The sequence below is a fragment of the Aquimarina brevivitae genome, from assembly GCF_004216895.1.
Classification (GTDB): Bacteria; Bacteroidota; Bacteroidia; order Flavobacteriales; family Flavobacteriaceae; genus Aquimarina; species Aquimarina brevivitae.
In genome coordinates, this window is the sequence record NZ_SGXE01000001.1 from 1,544,694 (window position 1) to 1,570,800 (window position 26,107).

Consider the following 26,107-nt stretch of genomic DNA (forward strand, 5'->3'; position numbering starts at 1 on the left):
TTTTGTTTTATTGATGGTCAAATATATAAATTAATTTAATTTAAAAACAAAAAATAATTACATTTTTAAAGTTACATCCAGTACAAAATCGTCATAGATCGCTTTATCTCCTAAGTTGTCAAAAAAGCTACCTGATCCGTATTTGATATCATACTTTGTTCTGTCTACTTTTAGTGAAGTAGTAGCAGTAGCGCCATCTACTTTAAGGTCAAATGTAATTGGGTTAGTCTTACCTTTAATAGTTAGGTCTCCCATAACTTTATAAGTGTCACCACTTTTCTTGGCTTTGTTTACCACTAGTTTAGCGGTTTTGTGATCAGCAACTCCAAAGAAATCATCAGAATTAAGGTGTCCTTCTAATTTTTCTTTTCCGTTGCCTGGCTCTAAATCGGTAACGGCTAAAGTTGTCATATCAACGACAAACTCTCCACCAGTGATCTTATCGCCATCAAAGTTTAGATACCCATTTTCAAAAGCTAACGTCCCCTCATGAGAACCTGTAACTTTTTTACCGGTCCAGTTTATAGAACTTTCACTAGCTTTAATCTCTTTCTTTTGAGCAAAAGTTGTAGTAGTACTTACAATCGCTAAGGCGATAACGAATGGTTTCAATGTATTCTTCATTTTATTTATGTATTTATTTGTGTTTATGAATTACTATTTATTTTTCTGATCTTAATTTATTTAATAACGTATTCAATTGGCTCAATTCTTTTGATGTTAGCGCCGAGGTTAATTCATTTTCAAAATCGTTCATCACAGGACTTACTGTATCTAAAAAATCAAGTCCCTGTTGGGTGATCGTTATTTCTACTTTTCTCCTGTTGGTTGGACAAACCTGTCGGTTAACAAATTCCTTTTGAATTAATTTATCGACAAGTCGGGTGGTATTGCTCATTTTACTTACCATACGATTCTGTATCGTAGATAAATTAGCGGGTTTACCTTTTTGACCCTTAAGAATTCTAAGTACGTTGAATTGCTGAATGCTAATATCAAAAGGTTTAAGCACAGAAGAGATCTGTTCCTGAATCCATTTTTCGGTATAGATTAAATTAATAATCACTTTTTTGGATAAAGGTAAATCAACACTAGTTTTTATGATCTCTTCAATTTTCATTTGTATAAACAATTGTTGTAGGTACAAATATATGTTGAAAATCATTTGTAGCTTCTGCGGAGCATATTAATTCTTTGTTAAAAATATAGTTTACCTAAACTTTACTATTATACTTGTATAAAGGAAGGGAACTCCGTGAAACTGAATTTTTTAGGAAATCAGTTATAAATGTTTAAAATAGTCTTTAAGTGCTGTTAATTTTCTTTACGCAAATACGCAATTTTGATACTTTAGTAGTATGACGGGATACAGAATTTTATATGTAGCATTAAGTTTAGTTTTTTGTCTAAGTTGTAAGGAAGAAAAGAAAAATACATTAACTGCAACAGAAGTTTATCGTAACAACGGAATTGAGATCCCTGCTTATGATTTTGATGGTTTTCAGCCTTTGTTGAATATTAAGGATGGTAAAGTACGCGTTATCAACTTTTGGGCTACCTGGTGTAAGCCTTGTGTCGCGGAGTTACCTTATTTTGAAATGATCAACAAACGGTATCCCAAAGATCAGGTAGAGGTAATTTTAGTAAGTCTCGATTTGCCAAGTAACGTAGATGGAAAGTTAATTCCTTTTGTTCGTAATCAAAACTTAGAAAGTAGAGTGTTGTTGTTGGACGACCCAGATGCGAATAGCTGGATACCTAAAATTGATAAAGAATGGTCAGGGGCTATACCTGCCACTATAATATATAAAGATAATAAAAGTAAATTTTACGAACGCTCTTTTACCTACAACGAATTGGAGAAGGAGTTGAGTAAATTTGATTTATAAATAACTTAAATACAAATGAAAACATTAAAAATTTTAGTCGGATTAGCGTTAGTTATCGCTATTAGTGCTTTTGCGATCGAGAAAGTATCGGTAGAAAGTACAGATGGTGGTTATACAGTTGGAGATGTTGCTACTGATTTTTCTTTGAAAAATATAGATGGAAAGATGGTGTCTTTGGCGGATTATGATGATGCAGAGGGATTTATCGTCATATTTACCTGTAACCACTGCCCTTATTCAGTGGCCTATGAGGATCGTATTATTGCCTTAGATCAAAAATACAAAACCAAAGGATATCCGGTAATCGCAATTAATCCAAATAATCCTAAATCATACCCAGATGACAGCTTTGATAATATGATTGTAAGAGCTGAAGAAAAAGGGTTTACGTTTCCTTACCTTTTTGATGATGGTCAAAAAATCTACCCACAATACGGAGCAACTAAAACCCCACACGTCTATATCTTAGAAAAAACAAACAAGGGTAATATTGTTCGGTACATTGGAGCCATTGACAATAATTATAAGGATGCAGCAGCGGCTACAGACAAGTATGTCGAGGATGCTGTAGATGCTTTGCTTAGCGGTAAAGAAGTGCCTGTAAAGGAAACTAAAGCGATCGGCTGTAGTATTAAGGCATAACGAAAATTTTTTTAATTTCATCTTATAATACCATAGGTACTCTTATATTTGTAGTATATAAGAGTATTTAATTTTTATAATAAAAACGCAATGGATAAATCTCAAGAGGAGTGGTCGACCTTACTACAAGATACTGATAATGCAGTGATTCTGGATGTTAGAACAGAAGAAGAAGTGGAGGACGGTTATATTCCTGGTATGATTAACATAGATATACGCAAAGGTCAGGATTTTCTTGACGAAATTGAAAAATTAGATAAGTCTAAGACTTACTTTGTATACTGTAGATCTGGGGCACGTAGTGGACAAGCCTGTGCACTAATGCAGCAAATGGGATTTGACCAAACCTATAATCTCGAAGGAGGTTTTATGAATTGGGAAGGCGAAGTTGCTGAATAGAAAAAACATATGAAAAAAATCGTAATTGTCTTGATGGTTTTAGGAAGCTTCCTAGGGTGTCAAGATCGTCAAACCTCAAAAGAAGTAGAACTTATCACTGCAGAGGAAATGGATTCTTTGGTAGAGTTAGGTAAAGTGCAATTGATTGATGTACGAACTCCTGAAGAATATGCAGAAGGGCATATCTACGGTGCCGTGAATATCAATTTTTTAGACGATAATTTTGAAGAGCTTATTGAACAGGTAGATAAAAGTAAACCTGTAGCTGTATACTGTGGTAAAGGTGGTCGAAGCGCCAAATGTGCCTCTTACATGAAAAAAGCTGGATTTACCAAAATCTACGATCTCAATGGTGGGATAACCGAATGGAAATATAAAGGAAAAGATCTGGTGCAGTAATTGTATTAGATGGATCATATAAAAAAGACCGTTTCATATCTTTATGGAACGGTCTTTTTATTTTGTGGGGCAAAAGGTGTATTTAATTTATTGTATAAGTAGCTTTGTAGTTTGGGCATCTTTTCTACTTTCTACACGTATAAAATAAACCCCAGCAGCTAACTGATTTACCATTTCTGTTAAATCGATCTCTTGCGATTGCGAACCTTTCCAATCCATTTGTTTTGTTTTTAATCGACTACCATTTACATCCAGTAGCGAAATTTTCAAAGCTTCATTTGTAATCGACGAGGTATAGTCCAGGATTAATTTGGTGCCATCCGAAGGATTAGGGTACAATACTATTTTACTGTCAACTAATTTGGTGTCATCTTCTAGATTTTGCTTGGTTAAGCTGCTAATCGTTACATCAAAATTACCTGGAGAGGACCAATTACCAGCGGCATCCCTGACCAGGCTTTTGATTTTGCCATTTCGCCTACGGAGGTCTTTATTGAATGCCGTTCCTGCTGTAATGATTAACGAGCTCCCTGCTCTAAATTTATAAACTTTAAGGTCATCAAATTCTACAATAGTAGTATTGGTTCTAAGCGATATGGAGCTTCCACTGCTGATAGGAGTGCTGTCTGTCCATCTTAGTACCGAAATGTTGTTTTTAAACACTTCAATCACTCCAAAAGCAGGACTATACGTAATTTTATAATTTGCCCAATTATTATCCTGGGGTACATCGCCAATCGCTCTATAATTGAGAACATTGTTTATGGTTTCGTAGATGCGGACTTTATTATCTTCTCCGCTAAACCATATCAGGTAGGAGTTTCCTCTTTGCGATTGAGTTACATCATCCGCCATAATGTGGATTCCAAACTTCCTAGGCCCTGAGGTAGATTCCACTTTAGCGGCAAATTCATAGAGATAAGGCAAACCAGAGTTCTGAGCCACATAACTGCTCAGCTTGGTATTGTCAGATGAGGTATTGGATTGGCGTAGATGACTGTTACTGATGGACCAGTTTCCTGCTCCTAAGGTGTATCCGCCGTAGAATACATTAAAATTATCATTAAAAAATCCATTATTACGATTGGCATACCACTGCTCTCCGTATTTTTCAAGCGCCTGGTAGAAGCGGCGTGTTACTCCAATATTGTCGGTATCATTGAAGTTAGCAGTAAAATCTCCGGTTTGCGTGCTACCGCCAGTAGCCGTTATGGTAGTAGAAGGTGCCTGGGTATCAGTACTACCGCCACCGTCGCCGGAACAGCCATTGTTGATCAATGCTTGTACACCGGTTCTAATACTGGGGAGGATGGCATAACCTCCATTTCCGGGACAAGCGGTACAGCCGCCCCCATCTCGGTGCCCTGATATATTTTTTAAGGATCCGTTAATCACGTAATGATAAGAAGAACCGGTAGGGTTAATATTTTCTTTATTCGCTTTCCAGGCCAATAACTTTTTTAAAGAGTTTTGGGTTGCAACTTTAGGGGTTGTACTGCTATAATTTCCCAGCATGCAGACCCCCATGGTATTGCGGTTGCGGCCACAGAAATGAGCGCCTACGGCACTATCTCCACCAGCTCTACCTTCATAGATGACTCCGTTTGGATCTATTAAAAAATTATATCCGATATCGGACCATCCGTTAGAGTTCATATGAAAATTCTGTACCGAGCGAACTCTCGCAGCCCAATCGCTACTAAAGTTGGAACCAAACTCGTGATGCACAATTAGATGTGTCACTTTTGAAGTAGGAAAACTACTTCTGGGTGGTCTGGCGCCCCATTGCGATCTGGATACCACTGCGGGTTTAGCACAACTCGCTTTGCTTTGCGCTGCAGTATTATTTATTTCTTTCTGCAATTTTTTGGGTGTAGCTCCAGGACTGTAATGTTTGAGCTGAATGTTTTGTAAAACGATCTCTTTTGTTGGGGTTAGATGGATACTATACTGAATATATTTAGTGGATTTATCCATATAGAATAAAGAAGAAATTAGCTTTTCTTCAGTTTGTTTATCCGTATGCCCTTCAAAAGGCAGTTCCTTCCAAGACGACCAGCGCTTTCCTTTTTTAGAAGTACGGTATTTTATAGTGATCAGATCGTGATTGAGTTGCCTGCCTTGTAGTTCAAGATGACTACTAATAAAGGGTTGAGGTTTAACTAAACCCATAGCGATGGGTTTAAGTAAAAGTTCTTGTGGTTTTGTAGCTTTAGGTATAACAAGGCCTTGGTCTTCAATTTTAAATGTGGCCTCGTTTACCAGGGCTTCTTTAGAGCCAAGATTAATCGTTTTTTCTGAGGCTTCTTCGCCTTTGAATTTAGAATTTTGGGCGTATAGCGACGATGAAAGCACTACAGCGATTACCATTATATATTTTATATGGTTCATAAGAGTTTGTTTTAGTGTTTAATTGTGTGTGAGTTTTGGTGGGTTACTATTCACCAGTATTGCACCTCTTGAAACATAGCTTTCTTTATAATGAATGCTATTTTTTATCCATAAAAAATAGCTGTTATCAAAAAGTAGTAGGGAGAATGCGAACACTTGGTACGCGTTGGGCAAAAAAAGGAGGGATACCGAGCATAAATGCCAGCACCAATAGGGATGTTTTCGTTTTCATTTATTGTGAGTTTGTTATTGAGTTGTCACCATCTATATTGCATAACAAATAGATGTTTAGCAGCGGCTATAATCCCAAAACGCCACTGTCAGGGTCATAATCTAGGGTGTTGTAGTATAAAAGAAGAAGCAATTACTAAGTGTAGGGTAATGGGTGTGTCATAAGCGTTAGTTTAGTTGATGATTTATGTGTAGGACGAATATACTAACCCGTACAACTAAAAAATTAGGTACATGTGCCCAATTTTAGTGAAACACATCTTTGAGTTTCATAGTGTATTTAAATAAAGCATTGGAGCCGCTGATATTCAATTTTTTGCAAATATTATGGCGGTGGTTTTTGATCGTTTTTTCACTTTTAAATAAATACTCGGCAATTTGTTTATTGGTATTGCCTAGGGCCACCTGGTTTAACACTTTGATCTCAGTTTTGGATAGAGTTTTACGTAAATATTCATTGGGTTTAAGCGCCACAGGTACCAGATCCTGATACCAATCGTCTCGGAATACTTTGCTAATGTAAGGTTGATTGTGGATCGCCCGCCAGGCACATTTTTTTATGTTTTCCACGCTTTCTGCTTTAAAGACCACCCATTTGATCTCTAAATCTTGTAAGGTTTGCACCAATTGCTCATCCAGGCTAAAGGTCATCATCACAATTTTAGTTCTGGGCGAATGCCGGCGGGTGTATTCGGCCAATTGAATGCCAGATTGGTCAGCGTTTAGTGTGGCGTCGATCACAATAAAATCAGGTTGTAGCGATACAATGACCTTTCGGAGTTGTTCTAAATCCCTAATTTCGTCATAGAGGTTGAATTTAAGGTCTTTAGGGGCTTCAAGCATAGCTTTGATACCGAGTCGCTTTAAGGGATCTTCATAGGCAACAATCACATCAAATTCTCTCATTCCTAAGGGTTTTTCTGTGTAAGGGAAATTAAAGTAGCAGAAAGGTACAAAACTAAATTTAGAAAATAGTTTACTTTTTGTGTGCCACTATTTTCCAGTGTAGGAATTGGTAGCTATATGTTTTTTTGGATAACCATACATGGATTCTTCACAATGTGTTTATCTTTAAACCATTGCTAAATCGTATTGCTATGAAAAAAATGGTATGTGCAGTATTACTTTTGACTACAGTACTATATGCTCAGGATAGAAGAACCTACCACAGTCCGTATCAAGACCTGGAGTTGGGCTATACCCATTATCTGTTTGGTGATCAGGTAAAGTTTAGAGCACAACCCGATGTTAATGCTGAGGTGTTAAACCTCTTAGCCATAGGTACGGCAGTTACTGTGTTAGAAAAAACAGATCAAACCTTAGTGTATCACGGAATGTCCTCACCTTTTTATAAAGTCAGGTACAAGGATCAGTTAGGGTATGTGTTAGGTGGATTGATCGCCATAGACCATAAGGTAGCTGGCGATACTAAGCTCTTATTTGCCTATCAAAAAGAAGAAGAAGCGTATTCAGTTTTATATAGAGTGGTGGATCAGGATCAAAAATACACCGCCTACGAAGTACCCTTGGCCACAGCGGATTTTTCTATTGAGCTCTATGATAATAAGGGAGTGTCTGGGGTAGACCAGATTTTGTACATCAATTACCTGGCAGAAGCTTGCGGCATTAATGGAGGAGGTATTTATTTCTTTAAGGTGGCAAATCGTTGGATCAAAGCCTTTGAAGTCGCTAAGGTGTCTGAAGCTGTTATTTTTTGGACAGAGGAGGAACTCATTTTTCCGGAAGACGAGAACGGAATCCCCAATAAAATTATCTACCAACAAGAAATCGGCGAATATAAAGACGAAGCCACGAATTGGACAGAAGTGAAAAAAGTAAGCCGCGAGTTGGAGTGGAAAAACGGACAATTGGTGCCTAATGTTCGGTTAGAATAGATATAAGATTATTTACCAATCACATAATCCACTATCATTGTACGTCAATTTCAAAGATTTTTGTTCGAATATTATTTTCAAGAGAATCCTTTTTATCGAAACTTATTATAAAACTGATGTCTTTACCCTTTTCATCTAACAACTTAAAATTAATAGGTTTTGAACTAACTGATCCTAATACTTTTTTGACATCTTCAACGGCCATTTTTGCTATACAGAATTTTCGGTATACTTTTAAATAAGCAATTGAGTCTGTTTTCGCGGTGATCACCAAAGTGTCCTTTTCCTCTTGCTTAATATCACCAAAAAGACCTTTCTTTTCAATTATTTCAACATACGTATACTTCTTGGTTTTGTCACAGGAAGAAATTGAAAGAACTATTAATCCAATCAACACTAAATTTCTCATAAAGGATCTATTTAACTCAGATTTATTATAGATTAGTTTTTAATAATTCATATCCAAAGTTCAAATTATCAAAATAAAGTTAACCTTCTATTTTAATCCTACAATTAATTGATAATCTACAAAAAATTTGATAGAAGTATGATGATTTAACTTATAAAACGCATTGTAAATTATTGGTTATTTAATGATATTCACAAAATAATAGTTCATAACAGTAAGCCGCGAGTTGGAGTGGAAAAATGTACAATTGGTGCCTAATGTGCGGTTGTAGTGTTTATAAACCAGTTAATAAGGACGATAGCTGCAAATCTATATGAGCTTATAATTTTTATATCTTAGCTTTAACAGCAAGCGGGAACACCAATTATAATTGGTCATAAATGTTTATAACCGTTTGTACTAACAAAACATAATAGAAATAAACCCAATTGGGTTTATAAACTTGTTACCTGCAATCTAAAAACAACATTATGAAATATTATCAAATTTTATATTTTATCTTACTATTTTGGAGTGGATTTTCAATTAGCCAAGAAAAAGTTAGAATAATTGAAGAAGCCAAACTACCAGTTACACATATTAAACAACCACAATCAAATTGGTGTTGGGCCGCATCTATTGCAATGGTCGGAAACTATTATCGCAACAGTAATTATACAAGCTGTAATATAGCATCTCAAGAATTCAATTTTAATTGCTGTAATAACCCATCACCTTGTAATCAGCAAAACTCAATTGACCGTTTCCCTAAAATGTTAGCGCATTTCAATGTAGGCGTGAAAAGTGTAAAAGGCAAAACTGATTGGAAATCGATTAAAAATGAATTGGATAATGGAAATCCAGTTTTAATAAGGGTCGAAAGTAAATATGGTGGACATTTTGTTATAATCTATGGTTATTTCCGAAATCAATATTATAAAGGAGAAGGTGCTATGTTGGAAGTTTATGACCCTGCACTCGGATTTTTTAATGATTACGGCTATGAAGATGGTTACACGATTGCATATCCAAGATTGGTTTCAGGATGGGGCTACAACTACAAATTAAAATGGACACATACCGTAACTTTTACTGACTACAATTAAAGCCAGCAGGTAACAACGGCTATAAGTAATGCGGGATTAGGTGCTTAACCTAAAAGAAATCGCTAATTTGCAAAGACCGCCAAAACTTTGTTTTGGCTTTTTGAAATAATAAGGTAAAAAAACAGAAAACAAGGTTTTGGCTCTGTGCCCAACCGAAAGGAAAGTGCGTGTTTGCGCCCGCACTACTCATAGCCACGACCGTTGTAACACATATAAAGACAAATTGTATATAACAGAATTAAAGACAGTACTTATACCAGTTTTAGAAAATTGGATTAAACATCTTTATAATTCAGCAAAAGAAGCTGGAAAAACATTCAAGGAGGAAATTGGATTTGGAGAATATGTTCTTATAAATCGCCTTGAAAATCATTTTTCAATTGAATTATTAGGATTTCAAAATATATCTACAAATCCAATATTCGTAGTTGAAGATAAACCAAATACCTCCGATTTAAATTTCTTCATAAATGGCGGAAAAAAGTTTGAAGAGTACAACGGACTAAAACCAATAATTGACGGAACAAATGCACATAATCTCGATGCTGTTTATTCTTTTGCAGATTTGCTGATGAGTGTTTCTAAAATAGAAAACGTTTTAGACGTTCTTTTTGACGATGTTTCTAAATATGGAAACGGTTTAATTAAAGAAGATTGTGATTTACCATTTCATTTCCTCTCAAATTCTACTAATATTTTTTTAAATAACATAGCCATTGTCAGTCAGGTAGATGGAGTTTATTCTTTTAGAAGACACGCAACTACTATTATTGTACATAAAGAAATTACAATAGAAAAATTCCGAGCTTTACTTAATAAACTATTTGACATAAAACATTATGATATAACAAAATCACCAGTAGGAATAAAATTTAGATCTCAAATTATATCTGAATTAAAAAGTTTAGCATATCATAAAGTGGACGAAACTGCCATTGATAAATTCATCCAATTAATTTCAGAAGATTTTGCAAAAGCATTAGGTTATATATCATCAAAAAGTAATGTAAGACTGGAAATAAAAGAAACATCTAAATCTGGAACAGAAAAACAATTCTTGACGCCTGATTTTATGATGGAAAAAGAAGATGGAACTTATGATATATTAGATTTAAAACTTGGTCTACTCAGTGCCAATTTTGCATTTGGAGATTGGACAAATTCATATTTTAGCAGTTACGCACAAAAATTATTAGGTCAGCTCGCAGGTTATAGAAGATATTTTTCAAATCCTGAAAATGCAACTTGGGCTAAGGATAATCTTGGAATCGTTGTTGATAAACCAAAATTGATTGGTATTGCAGGAAATCACAACAATTTTGATAGAGAAATAGTTAATACGGCATTAGAAGGAAATATTGACGATTTTAATTTAATAAGTTATAATGAATTGACCGACTTACTTAAGAAGTAATACGTGTTACAACATTGTATATAAAAAATAGCGCAAGTCTTTGCTAACACTGAGGTTTGGGTATTTTTGGAAAGTCGCCAAATTTTTAAATTTGACGAATTCCAATAAAAAGATAAATAGTAAAATTTAAAAATTCGGCTTGTGTATAGCCAAAAAGTAGTTGCTTATTTTCAGCGCTACTTTTCATATACGGAGCCGTTGGATGTAATGGACAAAAAAATGATGAATGAAACTAAAATATAAAGAAGACCATATTTCCATTAAATATTTTGATGAAATCGACCTAGAAGATTTTACGGTTTTCACAGGGAAAAATGGTTCTGGTAAAACTCATTTATTGGAAGCAATTGATCTTGGAAAGGCTGAAGTTGAAGGAGTAGATAAGTCAGAGATAGTTTATTACAATTATAATGACTTTTCAGTATTTGAGGGTAAAACTCAAAATGATCCTCTTCGAAACCAGAGGCGTTACAACTGGAATAATGAAAGAAATCAATTAATTCAAAGAATTAATGAAGCTAAACAAAGGGCATATCAAAAAGCCGTAAGGGATTCAGGTAACGATGCAGTTGAAAATTATATTTATGACCAAGCTCAAAAACCAAATTTTGATTTCGAAAATCAATTTGGAAAAGCCGAAGACTATGCTGTCTTAGAAGAATTCAAAGCAGATGACATTCTTAACATCAACAGATACTCTTCTCGCTTCTCACCATCATTTTACCAACTTATAAACCAATTTGTTGTTAATAAAAAGGAGATTTTAACTCTCGACAAAAAATTATTGGAAGATTATTTTACGAATGCCAGAGAAAGGATTATTGAGAATTTTGAAACCGAGAACAAAGAACTCTTCCAGTACATTGACGAAAGTACAACTGGAGATAAAATTTTCAGTCTTAATCCGAATGATATTGAAAATCCAGATTTCTTTTTGGAGGATATTGCAAATGAAGAAAAGGAATATCAATTTAAAAAGACTAAAAATTCACTTGACAAGTTGGAAGCTGAAGAGTGGGGTTCAGAAATCGAATATCTTGATAAAGATGCTTTTCTTGATAAATATGGTTCGTCTCCTGTTGAACAAATAAATGAAGTTCTTAAAGAATATGATTGTAATGGATATTTTTTAACTACCAACAGATTTCAAGCCCAACTTGGTCAGGACAAAAAAAATATGAATGTTAATATTCAGTTGAAGCATAGGGAAAAGAACTACCAAACTACGTTTAAGCAACTTTCATCAGGTGAAAAAACCCTAATTGCTCTTTCACTTCTGATTTACAAGACCAGAAAAAACAAAGTAATTCCTCGAATGTTATTGTTAGATGAAGTTGATTCTTCTCTCCACCCATCAATGATAAAAAGGTTGCTAAGTGTAATTCAAGAGCATTTTGTTAGAAAACTCAAAATGAAGGTAATATTAGCAACACACTCTCCAACAACTGTTGCCTTAGCTCCTCCAGATTCTGTTTTTACCGTTGAACGTTCTGGTAATAAGAAAATAATAAAAGAAGATATTCAAAAAGCAATTGATATATTAACCGAAGGCTTTGCTACGCTGAATGTAGATGAATCGAATCTAGGCATTGAATACAATATAAGTAATACTGATCTTCCAATATTATTTACAGAAGGGATAACAGATAAAATAATTATTGAGACAGCATGGGAAAAATTATATGACACCAGTATGCCTTTTTTTGTGCAAGACTGTTTTGACGCTTCATTTTTAGCAAATCTATTCCGAAGAGGATATGATACTAATGATGGAATTTTCGTTAATCATCACGATCGTATCTTGATAGCCTTATTCGATTTTGACGAAGAAGGCTACAATTCATGGAATAGTATTGTTAAACTGGACGAAAACTTTGAACCTGACCCAAGAAAGGGGTTAGCAAAATGTAATCAAGAGAAAAACGCATTTAAACTCTTACTGCCCGTCCCTGGCAATGATATAGAGAAGCAAGTTATAAAATCAGGAAATCACACCTTCAAAAATGACTCTCTTTTACCAATCGAGTTATTATTTTATGGTTTGCCTGAATTATCAAGTTTTTATAGAAAAGAACTAGTTACAGGTGGATCAGAAGTAGTTGAATTTAGAGGTAAAAAGAGAAAATTTGCAAACAAATTGAAAGATCTTGATAAGTCTAAGTTTAATTCTATCGTTCCGCTTCTTGATCAAATAAAAAGAATAATAAACACGAGCACACAACCAGATGTATAGTGTACACCCTTCGGCATACGCACCATACACATAACCTTACCAAACAGTTAAAATCGCCAAATCGTGAAGACTATTTTTTTTATATTATTTTTGACTTTGATTATGTCTTTTAACCAAAGTAAAATTGCTGAATTGCAGGGAACTTACTATTCAGTCGAGAACGGTTTTGAAAGGTGGTCAATAATGGAATTAAGTGAAAATGGAATTTTTATATACAAGTATGGTTTGAGTGCTTGTCAAGCAGAAATAACTGGAACTTATTCAATTGAGAACAACAGAATCCGATTTAAAAATGATAAAGAATTTACTAAAGAATATTTGGAATCTGAAAGAGAATCTTTGGTTAAATTAGACTCAACTTTTGCTGGGATTGAAATCCCAATTTATCCCGACTTAAGTTTAACGGAATGGAAAATAAAGAAGAATTCAATAAAACCGATTTCGGAGATTGACAGTGGTTGCATAACTGAAAAAGGAAAACATATTAAAAGATAAAAAACCGTTTGGTAACAATGGTAACCGTTGTACAGGCCGATAAATTTATAAAAGCGACTTATTCTATCCCTTTTTAAGAAGGCTTTTTTATCTTCCTTGGTATTCAATTGGGATTTTTAAAGTCTTTATATCGAAGCTAAAGAAGTCATAAAAAGTGGTTTTATACATCCCCAATAGCTCGGAAATGGTTTCTGTATGTGAATGTTATTTAAAGGTTCAATAAAACGATAGAAATGTAATCGAGAGCCAATAGAAAAATTGACTCTCGATTGCTATACACTATTAAAATAGCCTAAGGTGTAATTGTTCTGGATACCGTGTTAGGGTTAGCACTATACCAATGCGCCCAATGCTGTGTTTTTCCATCAATTTCAGTATAGAGGGGTTTAGGGTCTTCGCTAAAACCAACTGTCCAATGAAATACTCGCTGTACTTTTTTGCAATTATTACAATCATTGAAGCCATTAAAGGTTAAGGTGGTAGGTGAGCCCATTCCCAAAAGAGGCGCTGCACTAAAGCTTATATTATACTTTAATCTGTTATCTGCCTTTACATTTGGATCACCAGCAAAATGCCAGAATTCGTACCATCTCTTAGGTCTTTTTACAGAGGTAGAAGCACCTATAGATTGATAAAACCAAAATCTGTTATTCCAAAACTGAGATACCATATACTTATTGGTTCCATTAAAAGGATTGGTATAGTAGTGGTTGGCAAAACTCTTTGAGGTATTAGAACCTTTTAAGCTACTGGGATTATTATGTTTGTAGACCGAAAGATGCTCATTAAATTTCAAAACTTTCTCTGGTTCAATCCTAATCTCGTCGCTATTATAAACTTCCAAAAATTCATTGATAGTATGGGCAGCGTTAGGGTGATATCGAAATACAAAATCTCCATCTACCCTGAAGATATAATCTTCAATTGAAATTTCGCCTTTCTCATTGAGTAAAAATAACAACATATCATCTGGACTATCGACTACAGGAATATTGTTTTGGTCTATGCCTAATTGCTCCACTTCACCTTCTTCTTCTAAATTATAAACCAGGAGTAATGGAATACGACCATTTTTGTCGATTTCATATCTTGCTTCTTCCAATAGGTCTATTTCAGAATTCATTTTTTCTTCAACATAGCTATTCATTTCATCGATAGAACCAAACTTCAACATGGCGGAAGTTGATTCTTTAGTCATCGTGTTGTCGATTTCTTCTAAACTTTTTTCGGTTACTAAATCTTCTTTAGTACAAGAGGTAATACCTAATACTAAGGCGATTAGTGTTACTACTGCTAATTGTAAGGTTTTAAGTTTCATTTTTAAGTATTTTTAAATTTATGCCTACTCTTTCGCTTTTCGGTTAACGCGGCAAGAGATTGATTGGTGTTTGTTAAGTGGGGTGTCGTAATTGCAATACATGGACAAATTTGAGGCTAAGTTTTGGGATAGTTGTAGTGCACTACACCCTAAGTAGTGTCTTATTCAACCTTAATTCATAAGGTTAAATAACCTGGTCGTCTTTGTTTATTGGCTGAAAAAAGAGAAAGAGTAGTGTGGTAACCGCTAGTTGCCATCATTTTTATAATCAGTTGTATACCATTCGCCATCGGAGACATAATAATACGCATCGTTGTACCAAAATTTATGGGTTTTAAAGATCTTACTAATGAGTATTTCTTTGGCTTCGCCTAGTTTTACGGTTCTTTGTTTGATGCCAAATAAGGTGGTATAGGTAAATTTACCATAGTGCAATTGAATCCAATTGGTGCCGGAATCCACTACCTTAATACATTCATTGATGGCGTAACACCGATTGATCATTTGGTCTAAGATTAATTCATCTATGGTTACTTTTTTATCTGGGGCCATGGTATTGGAATATTTCCAACAAAAATAGGAATAATTCCAATACCTTTATTGGTTTTAACTTTTGTACGACAAAAATGTGTACCTTTAAACAACCCTTCGGTGGAGGGTTTATAGTAGTAAATTAAGTAGTACCATCCCTTATGTGTTACGATGTCAAAGCCAGTTTACAAGCGCAGCTCAAAAGAGCCAAACATTATAACAATCAACAGGCTATTGATCAAATAGAACAGCAATTGGTACCCTTAACGGATCTACCGGTCCATCACCGACAAGGACATTCGCATCCCAGACTATTGGTTTACACTAACGAGGCTCCTGAGTACCCTGTGGTATCGCAATGGGGGCTGATTCCTTTTTGGTCCAAAAGTCTGGAGGACGGTAAAAAGTTTTGGAATAACACCTTAAATGCGCGGGGCGAAACTATTTTTGAGAAACCTTCCTTTAGAGATGCTGCGAAGTATAAACGCTGTTTGGTATACCTGGATGGGTTTTATGAACACCACCATTATAAAGGGAAGACCTATCCTTTTTATATTTATCGAAAAGATCAGGAGCCCATGGCACTTGCAGGCCTGTGGAGTGAATACGTAGATAAGGAAACCGGAGAACTACTCCATACGTTTTCTATTGTGACCACCACTGGTAACGAGTTGTTGACTAAAATTCACAATAACCCCAAGTTAAAGGAACCCCGCATGCCGGTGATTTTACCAGATCAATTGGCTGATCAGTGGTTATTAGAGTATCAAGATGCGCTAGGTCAAAAAGCACTTGAAGAACTCTTGCAACCCTATCCATCCGAGGAATTAGAAGCCTATACTGTGGATCGATTGCGGGGTAAGGAGTATATGGGTAACCAAGAGGAGATTACGGAAAAAGTGACCTATGAGGAGCTCGTTTTTTAAAGGAGCTGGGAGATTGTTTTTTAAATCATTCCCAATACATTAAAAAGCTCACCACTGCATATGCAGTAGCGAGCTTTTAGCTTTGTAAAGGTTAAGATCCAAATGGCAAATAGGTGGTAATTAAGTATTACCAGTTCCAGTTATAGCATCTACCTCTACGGAGTCTGCGCAACAGACGTCGTGTTCTTCTAGGTAGTTTTGGCTTGCGTCCTAAATAAACCAGATCCGGATTGTTAGTAGGGTCAGTACTATCGGTAAGTTCCTGTAATAGATCCTCAACCGTAGGTTGGTCTAAAAAGTTCTGGAGTGTACGGTAGTGAGAGGGTGCAATCACTTCTCTAACTTTAGCATTGGCTTTTACGTACACGTAGCTTGGCTCTTGTGGATCATTCGAAGCCACCTGATCTACCAGGTCTTCTTTATTAATTTCGAGATATGCAGACAGTTGCAGGTCATAATACAAATGGATGTTACCATTCCCTTCTTTGACAAAACCAGTCAGTGCGATGATATCTCTGGCTTCTATGTCTGTAATACTAGCTGTTAGCTGTGCATTTTGTTTAATTTTTGTGTTTTTCATGATGTTGTTCTTAAAAGTTTTCCTACTCATCCGCTTTTCAGAATCCGCGACAAGAGATCGATTGGTGTTTGTTAAGTGGGGTGTTGTAATTGCAATACAACTACAAAATTGGCAGTAAATCTTAGAACAATAGTGTAGGGCTACACCCTAAATTGTGGGTAAACCAACCTTAATTAGTAAGGTCAAAGGACCTGCTATCGACAGTTGTGATGGTTATCATAACCTTTTGTTGAGTACTAAAATAGGATAGCTAAAAAAGTGCTACTGTTAATCGGGTTAGGGTATGAAATACTTCTTCAAATTAAACGCTTATACATAAAAGCTCTTCCGGATCCGGACTTCAAGTATTTCTCAAATTGATAAGCCTTATATTTATCAAAGAATTCGATTTTTATAACTGTTTTTACGGGGAGTCTTGTTTTAGTGTATTGTACATATCCTTTCGTGTGCTGAATTATTCTTTCTTCAAAATCACCGGTACAGCCCACATAATGGGTTCCATCATTACATTTTAATATATACACAGTCCAAGTTTCCAGTTCTTAATAAATTTAAACGTGGACGGCGTCCACCGAAGCTCGCTTCTAATACTATTAATAATTAAATGTAATAAAAATAAAAACTCGCCGTCGCTTTATTAAAAACAAAAGCTATGGCGAGCGAAGGTGGAGTCGGAGGGATTCGAACCCTCGTCCAAACAAGTAATAGAAGAGCTTTCTACATGTTTAGTCTTCGTTTAATTGTCTGCATAAGACTGACCAAAGACAATCGATCTTACACATATTCTCGCTTAAATTTCGAGGTTACATCAAGACCCTGTATCCTCTAGGTTTACTTTTACGAAGTCTCTAGATCAACCGCCGCAAACCAAGGCTTTTGAGAGACTTCCTGCTTGTTCGTCTTACGAACCGAGGCATATCCTACTATAAATTCAGATTATGCAGCTAGGGCGTAGTTATTCTCGCCGTTTAAAAAAGGTGAAATATGAGATTTACGAGCTATATCCCAGCGCTCGACATGCTTACTGTCCTATTAATCTCGCTGTCAAAACCAGTCGACCCCTGATGAGATTATAAGAACCTTAAGTTCTTGTAACGGTTGGCAAATATAACTATAATTGTCATATCTTTGGCCGCAATTGTTAATAAACAAAATACGTACCAAGATTATATGATAACCTTCGGAATAATAAAAGAACGTAAAAATCCGCCAGATCGTCGTGTCGTTTTTTCACCTCGGGGTTTAAAAGCTGCTTCAGCACAATTTCCGGATGCCAAATTTGTAGTAGAAAGTTCGGATATTAGAGCATTTGAAGATCAGCAATATAAAGACCTGGGTTTTGAAGTGACAGAGGATATGAGCGCTTGTGATGTACTATTGGGAGTTAAAGAAGTGCCAATTGATGCCTTGATTCCTTATAAAAAATATTTTTTCTTTTCGCATACGATTAAAAAACAACCCTACAACCGTAAGTTGTTACAAGCCGTGTTAGCAAAGAATATCGAACTGTACGATCACGAAGTTATCGTTAATAAAGCAGGGTTTAGGCTTATTGGTTTTGGGAGATATGCAGGTATTGTTGGTGCTTATAATGCGTTTAGAACCTGGGGCTTGAAAGAAAGGAGTTTCACCTTACCCAAGGCTGAATCCTTACAAAATCAACAAGAGCTGGTGGATACACTTAATGAAGTGCAATTACCAGCTATGAAAATTGTACTTACCGGATCCGGTAAAGTAGGAGGAGGTGCTAAGGAGATTTTGGATGCTATGCAACTACGCGAAGTTACTGTTGACGAGTTTTTAGCCCAGCAATTCAATGAACCGGTCTACGTACAGATCGATGTGTTGGACTACAATAAGCGAAAGGACGGGGCGGTAAAGGATAAGACGGATTTTTACCAAAACCCAAAGGAGTACGAAAGTGATTTTATGAAATTTGCTAAGGTGGCTGATTTGTATATAGCAGGACACTTTTTTGGTGATGATTCACCATATATTTTTACAAGAGAGGACGCCAAGTCCCAGGATTTCAATATTAAAGTTGTGGCAGATGTATCTTGCGATATTGATGGTCCTGTTGCGTCTACCATACGTCCGTCTACCATTGCGGATCCCATCTATGGGTATAATCCTACGACCGAAAGTGAAGATGATTATTTAAAAGCGGATAGTATTGCTGTTATGGCGGTTGATAATTTGCCGTGCGAATTACCCAGAGATGCTAGCGAGGGGTTTGGAGAGATGTTTTTAGCCTCTGTATTACCAGCTTTTTTTAACGGTGATAAAGATGGTGTTCTAGCACGGGCACGGATGACCAAAGATGGTCAATTGACAGAACGGTATAGTTACCTAAACGATTACGTATCCCACACTAACTAATTGCAAAGCCTATGACAATTAACACCTTAATTCATCAAATCAAAAGAAAAAAATCCTTTTTATGCGTGGGGTTAGATACCGACCTGGCTAAAATACCTGCGGTACTACTTGATAAGGAAGATCCAATTTTTGAATTTAATAAGGCGATTATTGATGCTACGCATCGGTTTGCAGTGGCGTATAAACCGAATATCGCTTTTTACGAAGCCCACGGGATCAAAGGATGGGAGTCTTTAAAAAAAACGATAGCCTATTTAAATAGAACGTATCCTGAGGTCTTTACGATTGCGGATGCGAAACGTGGAGATATTGGCAATACCAGTACCATGTATGCCAAGGCTTTTTTTGAGGATTTAGATTTTGATTCTGTAACCGTAGCTCCGTATATGGGTAAAGACTCTGTAGAGCCATTTTTAGCTTTTGAAGATAAGGTTACTATACTATTGGCATTAACGTCTAATCCCGGAGCCTTTGATTTTCAGATGCAACAGTCTAAAGAAGGTGATATACTGTATCAGAAAGTGATTAAAGAGTCCTTACAATGGAACAATAGTGAAAATCTAATGTATGTTGTTGGGGCTACCAAAGCGGAGTTTTTAGGTGAAATCAGAAAATTAATCCCAAACAATTTTTTGTTGGTTCCGGGTGTGGGAGCGCAAGGTGGAAGTTTAGAAGAGGTATGCAAGTATGGACTCAATGATGCTGTGGGATTGTTAGTTAATTCTTCCAGAGGAATAATATATGCTTCAAAGGAGCAGGATTTTGCAGACGCAGCTGCGCAGCAAGCAGAAGCGCTACAAAAGCAAATGGAATCAATTTTAATACAGGAGAAATTAGTATAAAAAAATAAGGTTTAGAACATTTTCTAAACCTTACTCTTTTTTGATCAGTTAGTTATTCATTAACTGATCAAAAATAAAAATGTGTGCTATCGCAGATTGGCATTAAATACGTGCTTAGCATAACCGTATAATCCGTATGCGATAAAAGCCACAAAAAATGCAATTAGTGCATAAATTCCTATATTAAGTATTTCTGTACTCATAGCCCCAAGTTTTTTAGTTAAACAATATTCTAATATAGGGAATTTTCTCCTGAAACTAAAATGTAACCGCTTGTTTTTTAACTATTTGTGATAATTTTATAAATTGATTAACGCTATATAAAAACTACCATTTTGCAAATTAGAGATCAAATCGGAAGAGTTATTGAAATCCCTGAGCCTCCTAAACGTATCGTATGCCTGGTGCCTTCACTTACTGAATTACTGGTAGACTTAGGGCTTAGTGATCGTATCGTTGGTGTTACTAAGTTTTGCGTGCACCCTAAGGATTTGCGCAAAGACAAAGCCGTAGTTGGAGGTACCAAATCAGTACATTTTGATAAAATCGCTGCACTGCGTCCGGATATAATTCTTTATAATAAGGAAGAAAACACCAAAGAAATGGTTACTGCTTTAGAACGTGCTTATACTGTCCATGTTTCAGATATCAATACGATGGAGGAAGCGTTATCTTGTATCGTAGATTATGGAACTATTTTCGGGGTAGCTCAAACAGCAAAGACCTTGGTCGCTTCGATTAGCGAAAAACAGAAGGATTTTCAAGCGTTTTCAGCAGCATTAGAAACCAAAAGAGTTGCATACTTTATTTGGAAAGATCCCTGGATTGTGGTGGGAAAGGATACATTTATCAACCATATGCTTAAACTTGTCAAATTCGATAACGTATATGCAGCTAAATCAAGATATCCCGAAATAACACTTGCTGAATTGGAAGCCATTACGGATTTAGATGCTGTGCTATTATCTTCAGAGCCTTTTCCATTTAAAGAAAAGCATATACAGTTCATTCAACAAAAATTACCTAATGTCTCGGTCTATTTAGTAGATGGTGAATACTTTTCTTGGTATGGATCTAGATTATATAAAGCCTTTACTTATTTTAAGGCATTAAGAGCTAAGCTATAGCTTTTCATTGTCTTCTTAAGAAGCTATTTCTTTTTCTGCTTCGTAGTCTTTTATTTTAGACAATAACTGTTTCGCTTCAAGATTCAGTGCATCACTTTTTTTCTTATCGCTTAACGCTAGCTGATAAGATTTTTTCATAAGCTTACAGTATTTCTCTTTAAGTAATTGAAGTTCAGTTTTATTTTGTATCCAATCAAACATTAATTTTTCCATAATTTGGTTATAAAACTAATAGAATTGAAGGTAATTTATTCTTAATGAGTCGTTAAGCTTACGATAAAGATGCTTAAAATTGTATAATAAAAAACACGGAGTCCGATATCGGACTCCGTGTTTTTTGGCTAACTCAATATATTATTTGTTAATACCCATCGTTTTGACTTAAGTTAGGGTTAACGTTTCTTTCTCGCTGTGGAATCGGCAATACTAACCTTGGACTGTCATACTCTAATTCTCCAATTGGTATTTGCAAACGACGGTAATCATGTAGTTTGTTACCTTCAAACGAAAGTTCCTTTAGTCTTTCAAGGATAATATCTACATAACGTAAGCTAGTTAAAGAGAATATACCTGCGCGTGTTCTAATTATATTTACATCATTTAAAGGTGTATTCCCTACAGATGTTCCAAGTATAAAATTACTTTCTGCGCGGATAAGATATAATTCAGCCAATCGGATATATGGTATATTGGCAACACCAGATATGTATTTGTAAGTCGCTATACCTGATCCTGTTTCGTTATCCACATAGAAGAAATTAGCTCTAGCATCGAAAAATGTATCGAATATTCCGAAAAATGGATTTTCGATAGATATGTCAGGGTTACCAGGGCGCCCTCCAAATCGGTCTGTAGCCCAAAATGTATTTAGAGCATTAGAACCATCAGACTCTGTTACTTGCCAAGCAAATACATCTTCAGAAGAGTTGTCTTGGTTGTTGTATACGTCAAATAAGGAGCTTTCTAAACGAAAGTATCCCGAGGAGATCACTTCATTAGCTAAGTCTCTAGCGCTTTCGTAATTACCAGTTTGTAATGAAACTCTAGCTAATAAAGCTTTAGCAGCATTCGCGGAAGCAAGGTCTCGATTAGAAATGGGTAACAAAAGTGCAGCTTCCTGCAGATCTATAGTTATAAAATTGTATACATCTTCGATAGTATCTCGTTCAGGGAACTCTATATCAGCATAAGTCGTTACTGGGTTTACAACAATAGGCACGCCATCTTCTAGATTATTAATCCCTCCGTTATTAGGTTTTGCAAATAATCGAACCAAGTCGAAGTACGTAACTGCTCTTAAAAATCGAGCTTGTCCTTCCACTGAGTTTCGCTGAGATTCATTCTCAAAAACGTCAAGATTATCCAGTACAATGTTGGCCTGATTGATAATGCTGTAACTATTTAACCAATATGCCGCAACAGTTTCATTGGTAGTACTTACGTTTTTGGCATCAAATTCTGCTTGATCTGTAAAAGTACCATTCCACTGTAACTCCCCGTTGTTTCCTAACAATTCGGTTATTATGGTTATTTGACCGCCATAACTAGCTGCTTGCCCTGCCTGAGCGTAAGCTCCGATTAAAATATTCGAAATCTTATCTGCAGTGTCAAACGCATCTTCGTTGGTTAATGCTTGTTGAGGATCAATGTCTAATCGCTCTTCACAACTAAGTAGAAGTGTAGCGAAGAGAGTTAGTGTAATTATATATTTAAAATTCTTCATTGTCTTATTTTTTTGTTGCTTGTGTTTCTCTAGAATTCAACGTTTACTCCAAAGGTATAGGACTTTGCTGGTGGAGCTGAGTAAAAAGATACTCCTGATCTAACACCAGAGTTACCGTTGAAATCAGCAGTAGACTGAGGGTCATAACCATCGTAGTCTGTCAGCGTTAGTAAATTAAGTCCACTGAAGTAAAATCTTACCTTATCTAAATAAAACTTGCTTGAAAATGTAGGGTCAATAGTGTATCCCAACGTTACATTTCGTAGTCTAATAAAATCAGCATTTTGTAAATATCGTGTAGAGTCTGCTTGACCATTTTCTTCATTTAATCTAGCCTGAGGCACATCTGTGATGTCCCCTGGATTTTGCCATCTGTTCAATTGGTCTACCGTTTGGTTGTCAAAAAACTGAGCGTTTCCTGAGGTAAATTTACCTGCCTGATCAAAAATAGAAGCACCGTACTCTCCTTGTAAAATAAAGGCAAAGTCAAAATTATTAAACTTCATAGAACTGTTAAGACTCACCTGGAATTCAGGAAATGGGTTTCCAACTACAATTCTATTGGCTTGAGAAACGTCATTGGTGGTATCTCTGTTTAAGCTACCATCCGCATTAACAGAATTAATGTAGTAAAGTGCGTCACCATTATCAGAATCTACCCCAGCATATTCATATAAGTAGAAAGAGGAAAGGGATTCACCCTCGCGAAGAATATTAACACCATCAATAATATCTCCACTTGGAAGGTTGGTTAAGGTGTTTACATTTCTGGTAAATAATCCCGTAAGATTCCAGTTAAAATCTGAATTAGAGATAATATTAGTGCTTAACCTAACTTCAATACCTTTATTTTCCATTTCACCAACGTTTCTTACAATGCTGGTAAAACCTGAAGTTCCTGGTACTGGCTGGTTGAATAATAGATCATTTGTAGTTTTGTTGTAGTAATCGATCTCACCAGTAACTACATTGTTAAATAATCCAAAATCAACTCCAAAATCGTACTGCGTTGTTTTCTCCCACTTTAATTCTGGGTCACCTAATTGTATTGGAGATACTCCGATTCTACGGTCGTAAGAAGTTAATCCATATAAGTTTTGGCTGGCAAAGTTTCCGATCTCTGCATTACCAGTGATCCCCCAACTCGCTCTAAGTTTTAAAGAAGAAAGAAATTGAGAGTTGCTTAAAAAGCTTTCATTAGATACTGTCCAAGCTGCCGAAGCTGCAGGGAACCAACCAAATTGTGAATTACTACCAAATCTAGAAGAACCATCTCTTCTAATACTTAGTGTCATTGCATATTTGTTAGCATAGTCAAATCTTGATCTTGCAAAATACGATAAGAAGTTATATTTCGTCTTGTTGGATCCACCATTGGTAATGATCACAGCGTTGTCTAAGGTTTGTAGATCATCTGAAGGAAATTGTTGTCCAGTAGTAAACTGACTAGCTCTTGTAGTTTCTTCAAAACTACCTCCTAAGGTTGCAGATATATCGAACTGACTACCAATGGTAGTGTTGTATTTTAGGTAATTCGTTAGAATATAGCGTTCTGTATTGGCTGTACTTACAGTTCCAAAGCCACCTACCGAAGCAAATTCCGTTAAGCTTCCTGAAAAACGTTCTGCCGACTGACGATTAGAGTCATACCCTGCCTCTGATACGTAATTTAAATGATCGTTGATATAAAAATCTCCGTAAATATTTGCTGTAGTTCTCCAAATATCGGTCACAAATCTTCCGGTTTGTTCCTGACCTAAGAAGTTTTGATATAAGGTAGAATTACCATCCACATTGGCGGTTCCATCCTCAAGTAAGGCAGGAGTCAATGGAGATTGTGCTACAGACTGTAATGGTGATATAAAAGAGTTGTCGTTAGAGATTCTATCAATAGTAACTTTAGATAGATTGATGTTAAATCCTGCTTTAGACTTTTCAGTAATGTTTACATCTGTCTTTCCTCTTAAGGTATATCTGTCAAGGCCATTACCTAAGATAATACCACCAGTTTTGTTATACGATGTAGACATATAATATTGCGCTTTATCCGTTCCACCAGATGCAGCTACATTAAGATCTGTGGTAACACTTTCTTGAAAAGCAAGCTCTTGCCAATCGGTATCAACTTCTCCATTTCTCCAGTCTCTACCTAAGGCAAGTTCATCAAATCTAGCTTCGATTTCTGCTTGAGAAACTCCGCTATTCTGTGCAGCTTCACTATACAATTCGATGTATTGTGCTGCATTTAAGAAATCTCTTTTCTTAGTTGTAAAGTTTAACCCCGTAGAAGTATTCAAAGTGATTTTTGGTTTGCTCTCTGTACCCTTTTTAGTAGTAATGATCACTACACCATTAGTACCACGCGCACCATATATGGCAGCAGCGGCAGCATCTTTTAAGAAATCGATGGATTCTACATCATTAGGATTAAGCCCAATTAAAGGGTTAATCGGAGAATTGTTGATAGATTCATCTTCGTTAATTAAGGGTACACCATCTAAAACATATAAAGGTTCTTGAGAAGCACCAACAGTGGATACACCTCGTACTCTTACTTTAAACCCTGACTCTACACGACCAGAAAGTTGAGCTACCTGAACACCAGTTACCTGACCGGTAAATAAAGATTGGATACTAGGAAATTTAATATCTTCTATGTCTTCTGCTCTAATTGTTCCAATACTCGTAGCGATTTTTTTCTTTGTAGAAGTACCATACCCAATAATAACGATTTGATCTAAACCTTCTACATTTTCTTGCATCGTAATTTCTAACTTGGTTTCGTTCGTAACCGTAACCGTTTGTGGTAGAAAACCAACGTAAGAAAATAAAAGCTGATCACCCTTGTTCGCTTCAATAGTAAAAAAACCGTCAAAATCGGTTTGAGCTCCTTTAGTGCTATTGACAACAGAAATGTTAGTTCCAGGTAATGGAATACCTCTATTGTCAGTAACAGTACCTGTGATAGTTAGTTCTTGTGCTAAAACTGTATTACAACATAGCAATACAAAAATAGCATAAGCCATTTTAGTAAATTTTTTCATTTGAGGACTTTTAAAAATTGTGGCGCAAAATTAAGGTATAAAGCCTGTTTGGCAATCTGACCTGACCTAAGTCCTCCTCAAATATGGTGGTAATTTTATGATGGATGTGTAAAAAAAAGGAACAGTGTTTCCGTTTTAAACACGATTAGTTACGG

The 26,107-nt window shown here is 35.9% G+C and carries 25 protein-coding genes and 1 other RNA gene; 13 read left to right on the forward strand and 13 right to left on the reverse strand.

The annotated features are described in order from the left end of the window. Positions 1-57: 57 nt before the first annotated feature. Entirely contained in the window at positions 58-624 is a 567-nt protein-coding gene (locus EV197_RS06800) for a YceI family protein (RefSeq protein ID WP_130285971.1), read from the reverse strand. Between the two features lie 37 nt (positions 625-661). Next, positions 662-1,120, reverse strand: coding sequence for a MarR family winged helix-turn-helix transcriptional regulator (locus EV197_RS06805; protein WP_130285972.1), 459 nt, complete (start codon positions 1,118-1,120; stop codon positions 662-664). Positions 1,121-1,358: 238 nt separating this feature from the next. On the opposite strand from EV197_RS06805, the gene EV197_RS06810 reads away from it, so the two are divergent. From EV197_RS06810 to EV197_RS06825, 4 genes are all read left to right on the forward strand, one after another. Next, positions 1,359-1,889 carry a TlpA disulfide reductase family protein gene (locus EV197_RS06810; protein ID WP_130285973.1) on the forward strand — a complete coding sequence of 177 codons (531 nt, stop codon included), beginning with the start codon at positions 1,359-1,361 and terminating at the stop codon, positions 1,887-1,889. A gap of 15 nt (positions 1,890-1,904) precedes the next feature. After that, entirely contained in the window at positions 1,905-2,531 is a 627-nt protein-coding gene (locus EV197_RS06815) for a thioredoxin family protein (protein WP_130285974.1), read from the forward strand. A 90-nt stretch (positions 2,532-2,621) separates the two neighbouring features. Continuing rightward, complete coding sequence (locus EV197_RS06820) at positions 2,622-2,930, forward strand: rhodanese-like domain-containing protein (protein ID WP_130285975.1); 309 nt, start codon at positions 2,622-2,624, stop codon at positions 2,928-2,930. A 9-nt stretch (positions 2,931-2,939) separates the two neighbouring features. After that, positions 2,940-3,329, forward strand: a complete 390-nt coding sequence (locus EV197_RS06825; protein WP_130285976.1) for a rhodanese-like domain-containing protein — start codon at positions 2,940-2,942, stop codon at positions 3,327-3,329. 87 nt (positions 3,330-3,416) lie between these two features. Here EV197_RS06825 and EV197_RS06830 read toward each other — a convergent pair whose 3' ends face one another. Both EV197_RS06830 and EV197_RS06835 read right to left on the reverse strand, forming a co-directional pair. Beyond that, complete coding sequence (locus EV197_RS06830; protein ID WP_130285977.1) at positions 3,417-5,720, reverse strand: N-acetylmuramoyl-L-alanine amidase; 2,304 nt, start codon at positions 5,718-5,720, stop codon at positions 3,417-3,419. 477 nt (positions 5,721-6,197) lie between these two features. Then, complete coding sequence (locus EV197_RS06835) at positions 6,198-6,857, reverse strand: response regulator transcription factor (protein ID WP_130285978.1); 660 nt, start codon at positions 6,855-6,857, stop codon at positions 6,198-6,200. 191 nt (positions 6,858-7,048) lie between these two features. Here EV197_RS06835 and EV197_RS06840 point away from each other — a divergent pair, with 191 nt between their 5' ends. Then, on the forward strand, positions 7,049-7,846 hold the full coding sequence (locus EV197_RS06840; protein ID WP_130285979.1) for an SH3 domain-containing protein: 798 nt from the start codon (positions 7,049-7,051) through the stop codon (positions 7,844-7,846). 34 nt (positions 7,847-7,880) lie between these two features. Here the strand turns inward: EV197_RS06840 and EV197_RS06845 are convergent, their stop codons facing one another. Beyond that, on the reverse strand, positions 7,881-8,255 hold the full coding sequence (locus EV197_RS06845; protein ID WP_130285980.1) for a hypothetical protein: 375 nt from the start codon (positions 8,253-8,255) through the stop codon (positions 7,881-7,883). Positions 8,256-8,725: 470 nt separating this feature from the next. On the opposite strand from EV197_RS06845, the gene EV197_RS06850 reads away from it, so the two are divergent. From EV197_RS06850 to EV197_RS06865, 4 genes are all read left to right on the forward strand, one after another. Next, on the forward strand, positions 8,726-9,340 hold the full coding sequence (locus EV197_RS06850) for a C39 family peptidase (RefSeq protein WP_130285981.1): 615 nt from the start codon (positions 8,726-8,728) through the stop codon (positions 9,338-9,340). Between the two features lie 223 nt (positions 9,341-9,563). Continuing rightward, positions 9,564-10,754, forward strand: a complete 1,191-nt coding sequence (locus tag EV197_RS06855; RefSeq protein WP_130285982.1) for a hypothetical protein — start codon at positions 9,564-9,566, stop codon at positions 10,752-10,754. 226 nt (positions 10,755-10,980) lie between these two features. Then, positions 10,981-12,987, forward strand: coding sequence for an AAA family ATPase (locus tag EV197_RS06860; RefSeq protein WP_130285983.1), 2,007 nt, complete (start codon positions 10,981-10,983; stop codon positions 12,985-12,987). A 132-nt stretch (positions 12,988-13,119) separates the two neighbouring features. Continuing rightward, positions 13,120-13,482 carry a hypothetical protein gene (locus EV197_RS06865; protein WP_130285984.1) on the forward strand — a complete coding sequence of 121 codons (363 nt, stop codon included), beginning with the start codon at positions 13,120-13,122 and terminating at the stop codon, positions 13,480-13,482. Positions 13,483-13,774: 292 nt separating this feature from the next. On the opposite strand, the gene EV197_RS06870 is transcribed toward EV197_RS06865, so the two are convergent. Both EV197_RS06870 and EV197_RS06875 read right to left on the reverse strand, forming a co-directional pair. Beyond that, on the reverse strand, positions 13,775-14,800 hold the full coding sequence (locus EV197_RS06870) for a hypothetical protein (RefSeq protein WP_130285985.1): 1,026 nt from the start codon (positions 14,798-14,800) through the stop codon (positions 13,775-13,777). 246 nt (positions 14,801-15,046) lie between these two features. Further along, positions 15,047-15,352, reverse strand: a complete 306-nt coding sequence (locus EV197_RS06875) for a hypothetical protein (RefSeq protein WP_130285986.1) — start codon at positions 15,350-15,352, stop codon at positions 15,047-15,049. 140 nt (positions 15,353-15,492) lie between these two features. Here EV197_RS06875 and EV197_RS06880 point away from each other — a divergent pair, with 140 nt between their 5' ends. Then, a complete protein-coding gene (locus tag EV197_RS06880) occupies positions 15,493-16,257 on the forward strand; it encodes an SOS response-associated peptidase (RefSeq protein ID WP_130285987.1) in 765 nt (254 codons plus the stop codon). A gap of 127 nt (positions 16,258-16,384) precedes the next feature. On the opposite strand, the gene EV197_RS06885 is transcribed toward EV197_RS06880, so the two are convergent. The 3 genes from EV197_RS06885 to ssrA all read right to left on the reverse strand — a co-directional run bounded on the left by EV197_RS06885 (position 16,385) and on the right by ssrA (position 17,899). Beyond that, positions 16,385-16,837 (reverse strand): hypothetical protein, encoded by a 453-nt coding sequence (locus tag EV197_RS06885; protein ID WP_130285988.1) that lies wholly within the window; start codon positions 16,835-16,837, stop codon positions 16,385-16,387. 296 nt (positions 16,838-17,133) lie between these two features. Next, a complete protein-coding gene (locus EV197_RS06890; protein WP_278042430.1) occupies positions 17,134-17,361 on the reverse strand; it encodes a GIY-YIG nuclease family protein in 228 nt (75 codons plus the stop codon). 139 nt (positions 17,362-17,500) lie between these two features. Beyond that, positions 17,501-17,899, reverse strand: a transfer-messenger RNA (tmRNA) gene (ssrA, locus tag EV197_RS06895). Positions 17,900-18,010: 111 nt separating this feature from the next. Here ssrA and EV197_RS06900 point away from each other — a divergent pair. The 3 genes from EV197_RS06900 (at position 18,011) to EV197_RS06910 (ending at position 21,185) form a co-directional block, all read left to right on the forward strand. Continuing rightward, positions 18,011-19,216 carry an NAD(P)-dependent oxidoreductase gene (locus EV197_RS06900; RefSeq protein WP_130286202.1) on the forward strand — a complete coding sequence of 402 codons (1,206 nt, stop codon included), beginning with the start codon at positions 18,011-18,013 and terminating at the stop codon, positions 19,214-19,216. An 11-nt stretch (positions 19,217-19,227) separates the two neighbouring features. Next, on the forward strand, positions 19,228-20,058 hold the full coding sequence (pyrF, locus tag EV197_RS06905) for an orotidine-5'-phosphate decarboxylase (RefSeq protein WP_130285989.1): 831 nt from the start codon (positions 19,228-19,230) through the stop codon (positions 20,056-20,058). 335 nt (positions 20,059-20,393) lie between these two features. After that, positions 20,394-21,185, forward strand: a complete 792-nt coding sequence (locus EV197_RS06910; protein WP_207224191.1) for a helical backbone metal receptor — start codon at positions 20,394-20,396, stop codon at positions 21,183-21,185. A gap of 15 nt (positions 21,186-21,200) precedes the next feature. Here the strand turns inward: EV197_RS06910 and EV197_RS06915 are convergent, their stop codons facing one another. The 3 genes from EV197_RS06915 to EV197_RS06925 all read right to left on the reverse strand — a co-directional run bounded on the left by EV197_RS06915 (position 21,201) and on the right by EV197_RS06925 (position 25,952). Then, positions 21,201-21,398 carry a Lacal_2735 family protein gene (locus EV197_RS06915; protein ID WP_130285990.1) on the reverse strand — a complete coding sequence of 66 codons (198 nt, stop codon included), beginning with the start codon at positions 21,396-21,398 and terminating at the stop codon, positions 21,201-21,203. A gap of 148 nt (positions 21,399-21,546) precedes the next feature. Further along, positions 21,547-22,908, reverse strand: coding sequence for a RagB/SusD family nutrient uptake outer membrane protein (locus tag EV197_RS06920; RefSeq protein WP_130285991.1), 1,362 nt, complete (start codon positions 22,906-22,908; stop codon positions 21,547-21,549). Between the two features lie 29 nt (positions 22,909-22,937). Next, the gene (locus EV197_RS06925) at positions 22,938-25,952 is read right to left on the reverse strand and encodes a SusC/RagA family TonB-linked outer membrane protein (protein WP_130285992.1); all 3,015 of its coding nucleotides are present in this window, start codon (positions 25,950-25,952) and stop codon (positions 22,938-22,940) included. Positions 25,953-26,107: the final 155 nt, after the last annotated feature.

Excerpts from the sequence above, each read along its gene's own strand:
- EV197_RS06800 (WP_130285971.1), bottom strand. The coding sequence starts at position 624 with ATGAAGAATACATTGAAACCATTCGTTATCGCCTTAGCGATTGTAAGT.
- EV197_RS06805 (WP_130285972.1), bottom strand. The coding sequence starts at position 1,120 with ATGAAAATTGAAGAGATCATAAAAACTAGTGTTGATTTACCTTTATCC.
- EV197_RS06810 (WP_130285973.1), top strand. The coding sequence starts at position 1,359 with ATGACGGGATACAGAATTTTATATGTAGCATTAAGTTTAGTTTTTTGT.
- EV197_RS06815 (WP_130285974.1), top strand. The coding sequence starts at position 1,905 with ATGAAAACATTAAAAATTTTAGTCGGATTAGCGTTAGTTATCGCTATT.
- EV197_RS06820 (WP_130285975.1), top strand. The coding sequence starts at position 2,622 with ATGGATAAATCTCAAGAGGAGTGGTCGACCTTACTACAAGATACTGAT.
- EV197_RS06825 (WP_130285976.1), top strand. The coding sequence starts at position 2,940 with ATGAAAAAAATCGTAATTGTCTTGATGGTTTTAGGAAGCTTCCTAGGG.
- EV197_RS06830 (WP_130285977.1), bottom strand. The coding sequence starts at position 5,720 with ATGAACCATATAAAATATATAATGGTAATCGCTGTAGTGCTTTCATCG.
- EV197_RS06835 (WP_130285978.1), bottom strand. The coding sequence starts at position 6,857 with ATGAGAGAATTTGATGTGATTGTTGCCTATGAAGATCCCTTAAAGCGA.
- EV197_RS06840 (WP_130285979.1), top strand. The coding sequence starts at position 7,049 with ATGAAAAAAATGGTATGTGCAGTATTACTTTTGACTACAGTACTATAT.
- EV197_RS06845 (WP_130285980.1), bottom strand. The coding sequence starts at position 8,255 with ATGAGAAATTTAGTGTTGATTGGATTAATAGTTCTTTCAATTTCTTCC.
- EV197_RS06850 (WP_130285981.1), top strand. The coding sequence starts at position 8,726 with ATGAAATATTATCAAATTTTATATTTTATCTTACTATTTTGGAGTGGA.
- EV197_RS06860 (WP_130285983.1), top strand. The coding sequence starts at position 10,981 with ATGAAACTAAAATATAAAGAAGACCATATTTCCATTAAATATTTTGAT.
- EV197_RS06870 (WP_130285985.1), bottom strand. The coding sequence starts at position 14,800 with ATGAAACTTAAAACCTTACAATTAGCAGTAGTAACACTAATCGCCTTA.
- EV197_RS06875 (WP_130285986.1), bottom strand. The coding sequence starts at position 15,352 with ATGGCCCCAGATAAAAAAGTAACCATAGATGAATTAATCTTAGACCAA.
- EV197_RS06880 (WP_130285987.1), top strand. The coding sequence starts at position 15,493 with ATGTGTTACGATGTCAAAGCCAGTTTACAAGCGCAGCTCAAAAGAGCC.
- EV197_RS06885 (WP_130285988.1), bottom strand. The coding sequence starts at position 16,837 with ATGAAAAACACAAAAATTAAACAAAATGCACAGCTAACAGCTAGTATT.
- pyrF (WP_130285989.1), top strand. The coding sequence starts at position 19,228 with ATGACAATTAACACCTTAATTCATCAAATCAAAAGAAAAAAATCCTTT.
- EV197_RS06915 (WP_130285990.1), bottom strand. The coding sequence starts at position 21,398 with ATGGAAAAATTAATGTTTGATTGGATACAAAATAAAACTGAACTTCAA.
- EV197_RS06920 (WP_130285991.1), bottom strand. The coding sequence starts at position 22,908 with ATGAAGAATTTTAAATATATAATTACACTAACTCTCTTCGCTACACTT.
- EV197_RS06925 (WP_130285992.1), bottom strand. The coding sequence starts at position 25,952 with ATGAAAAAATTTACTAAAATGGCTTATGCTATTTTTGTATTGCTATGT.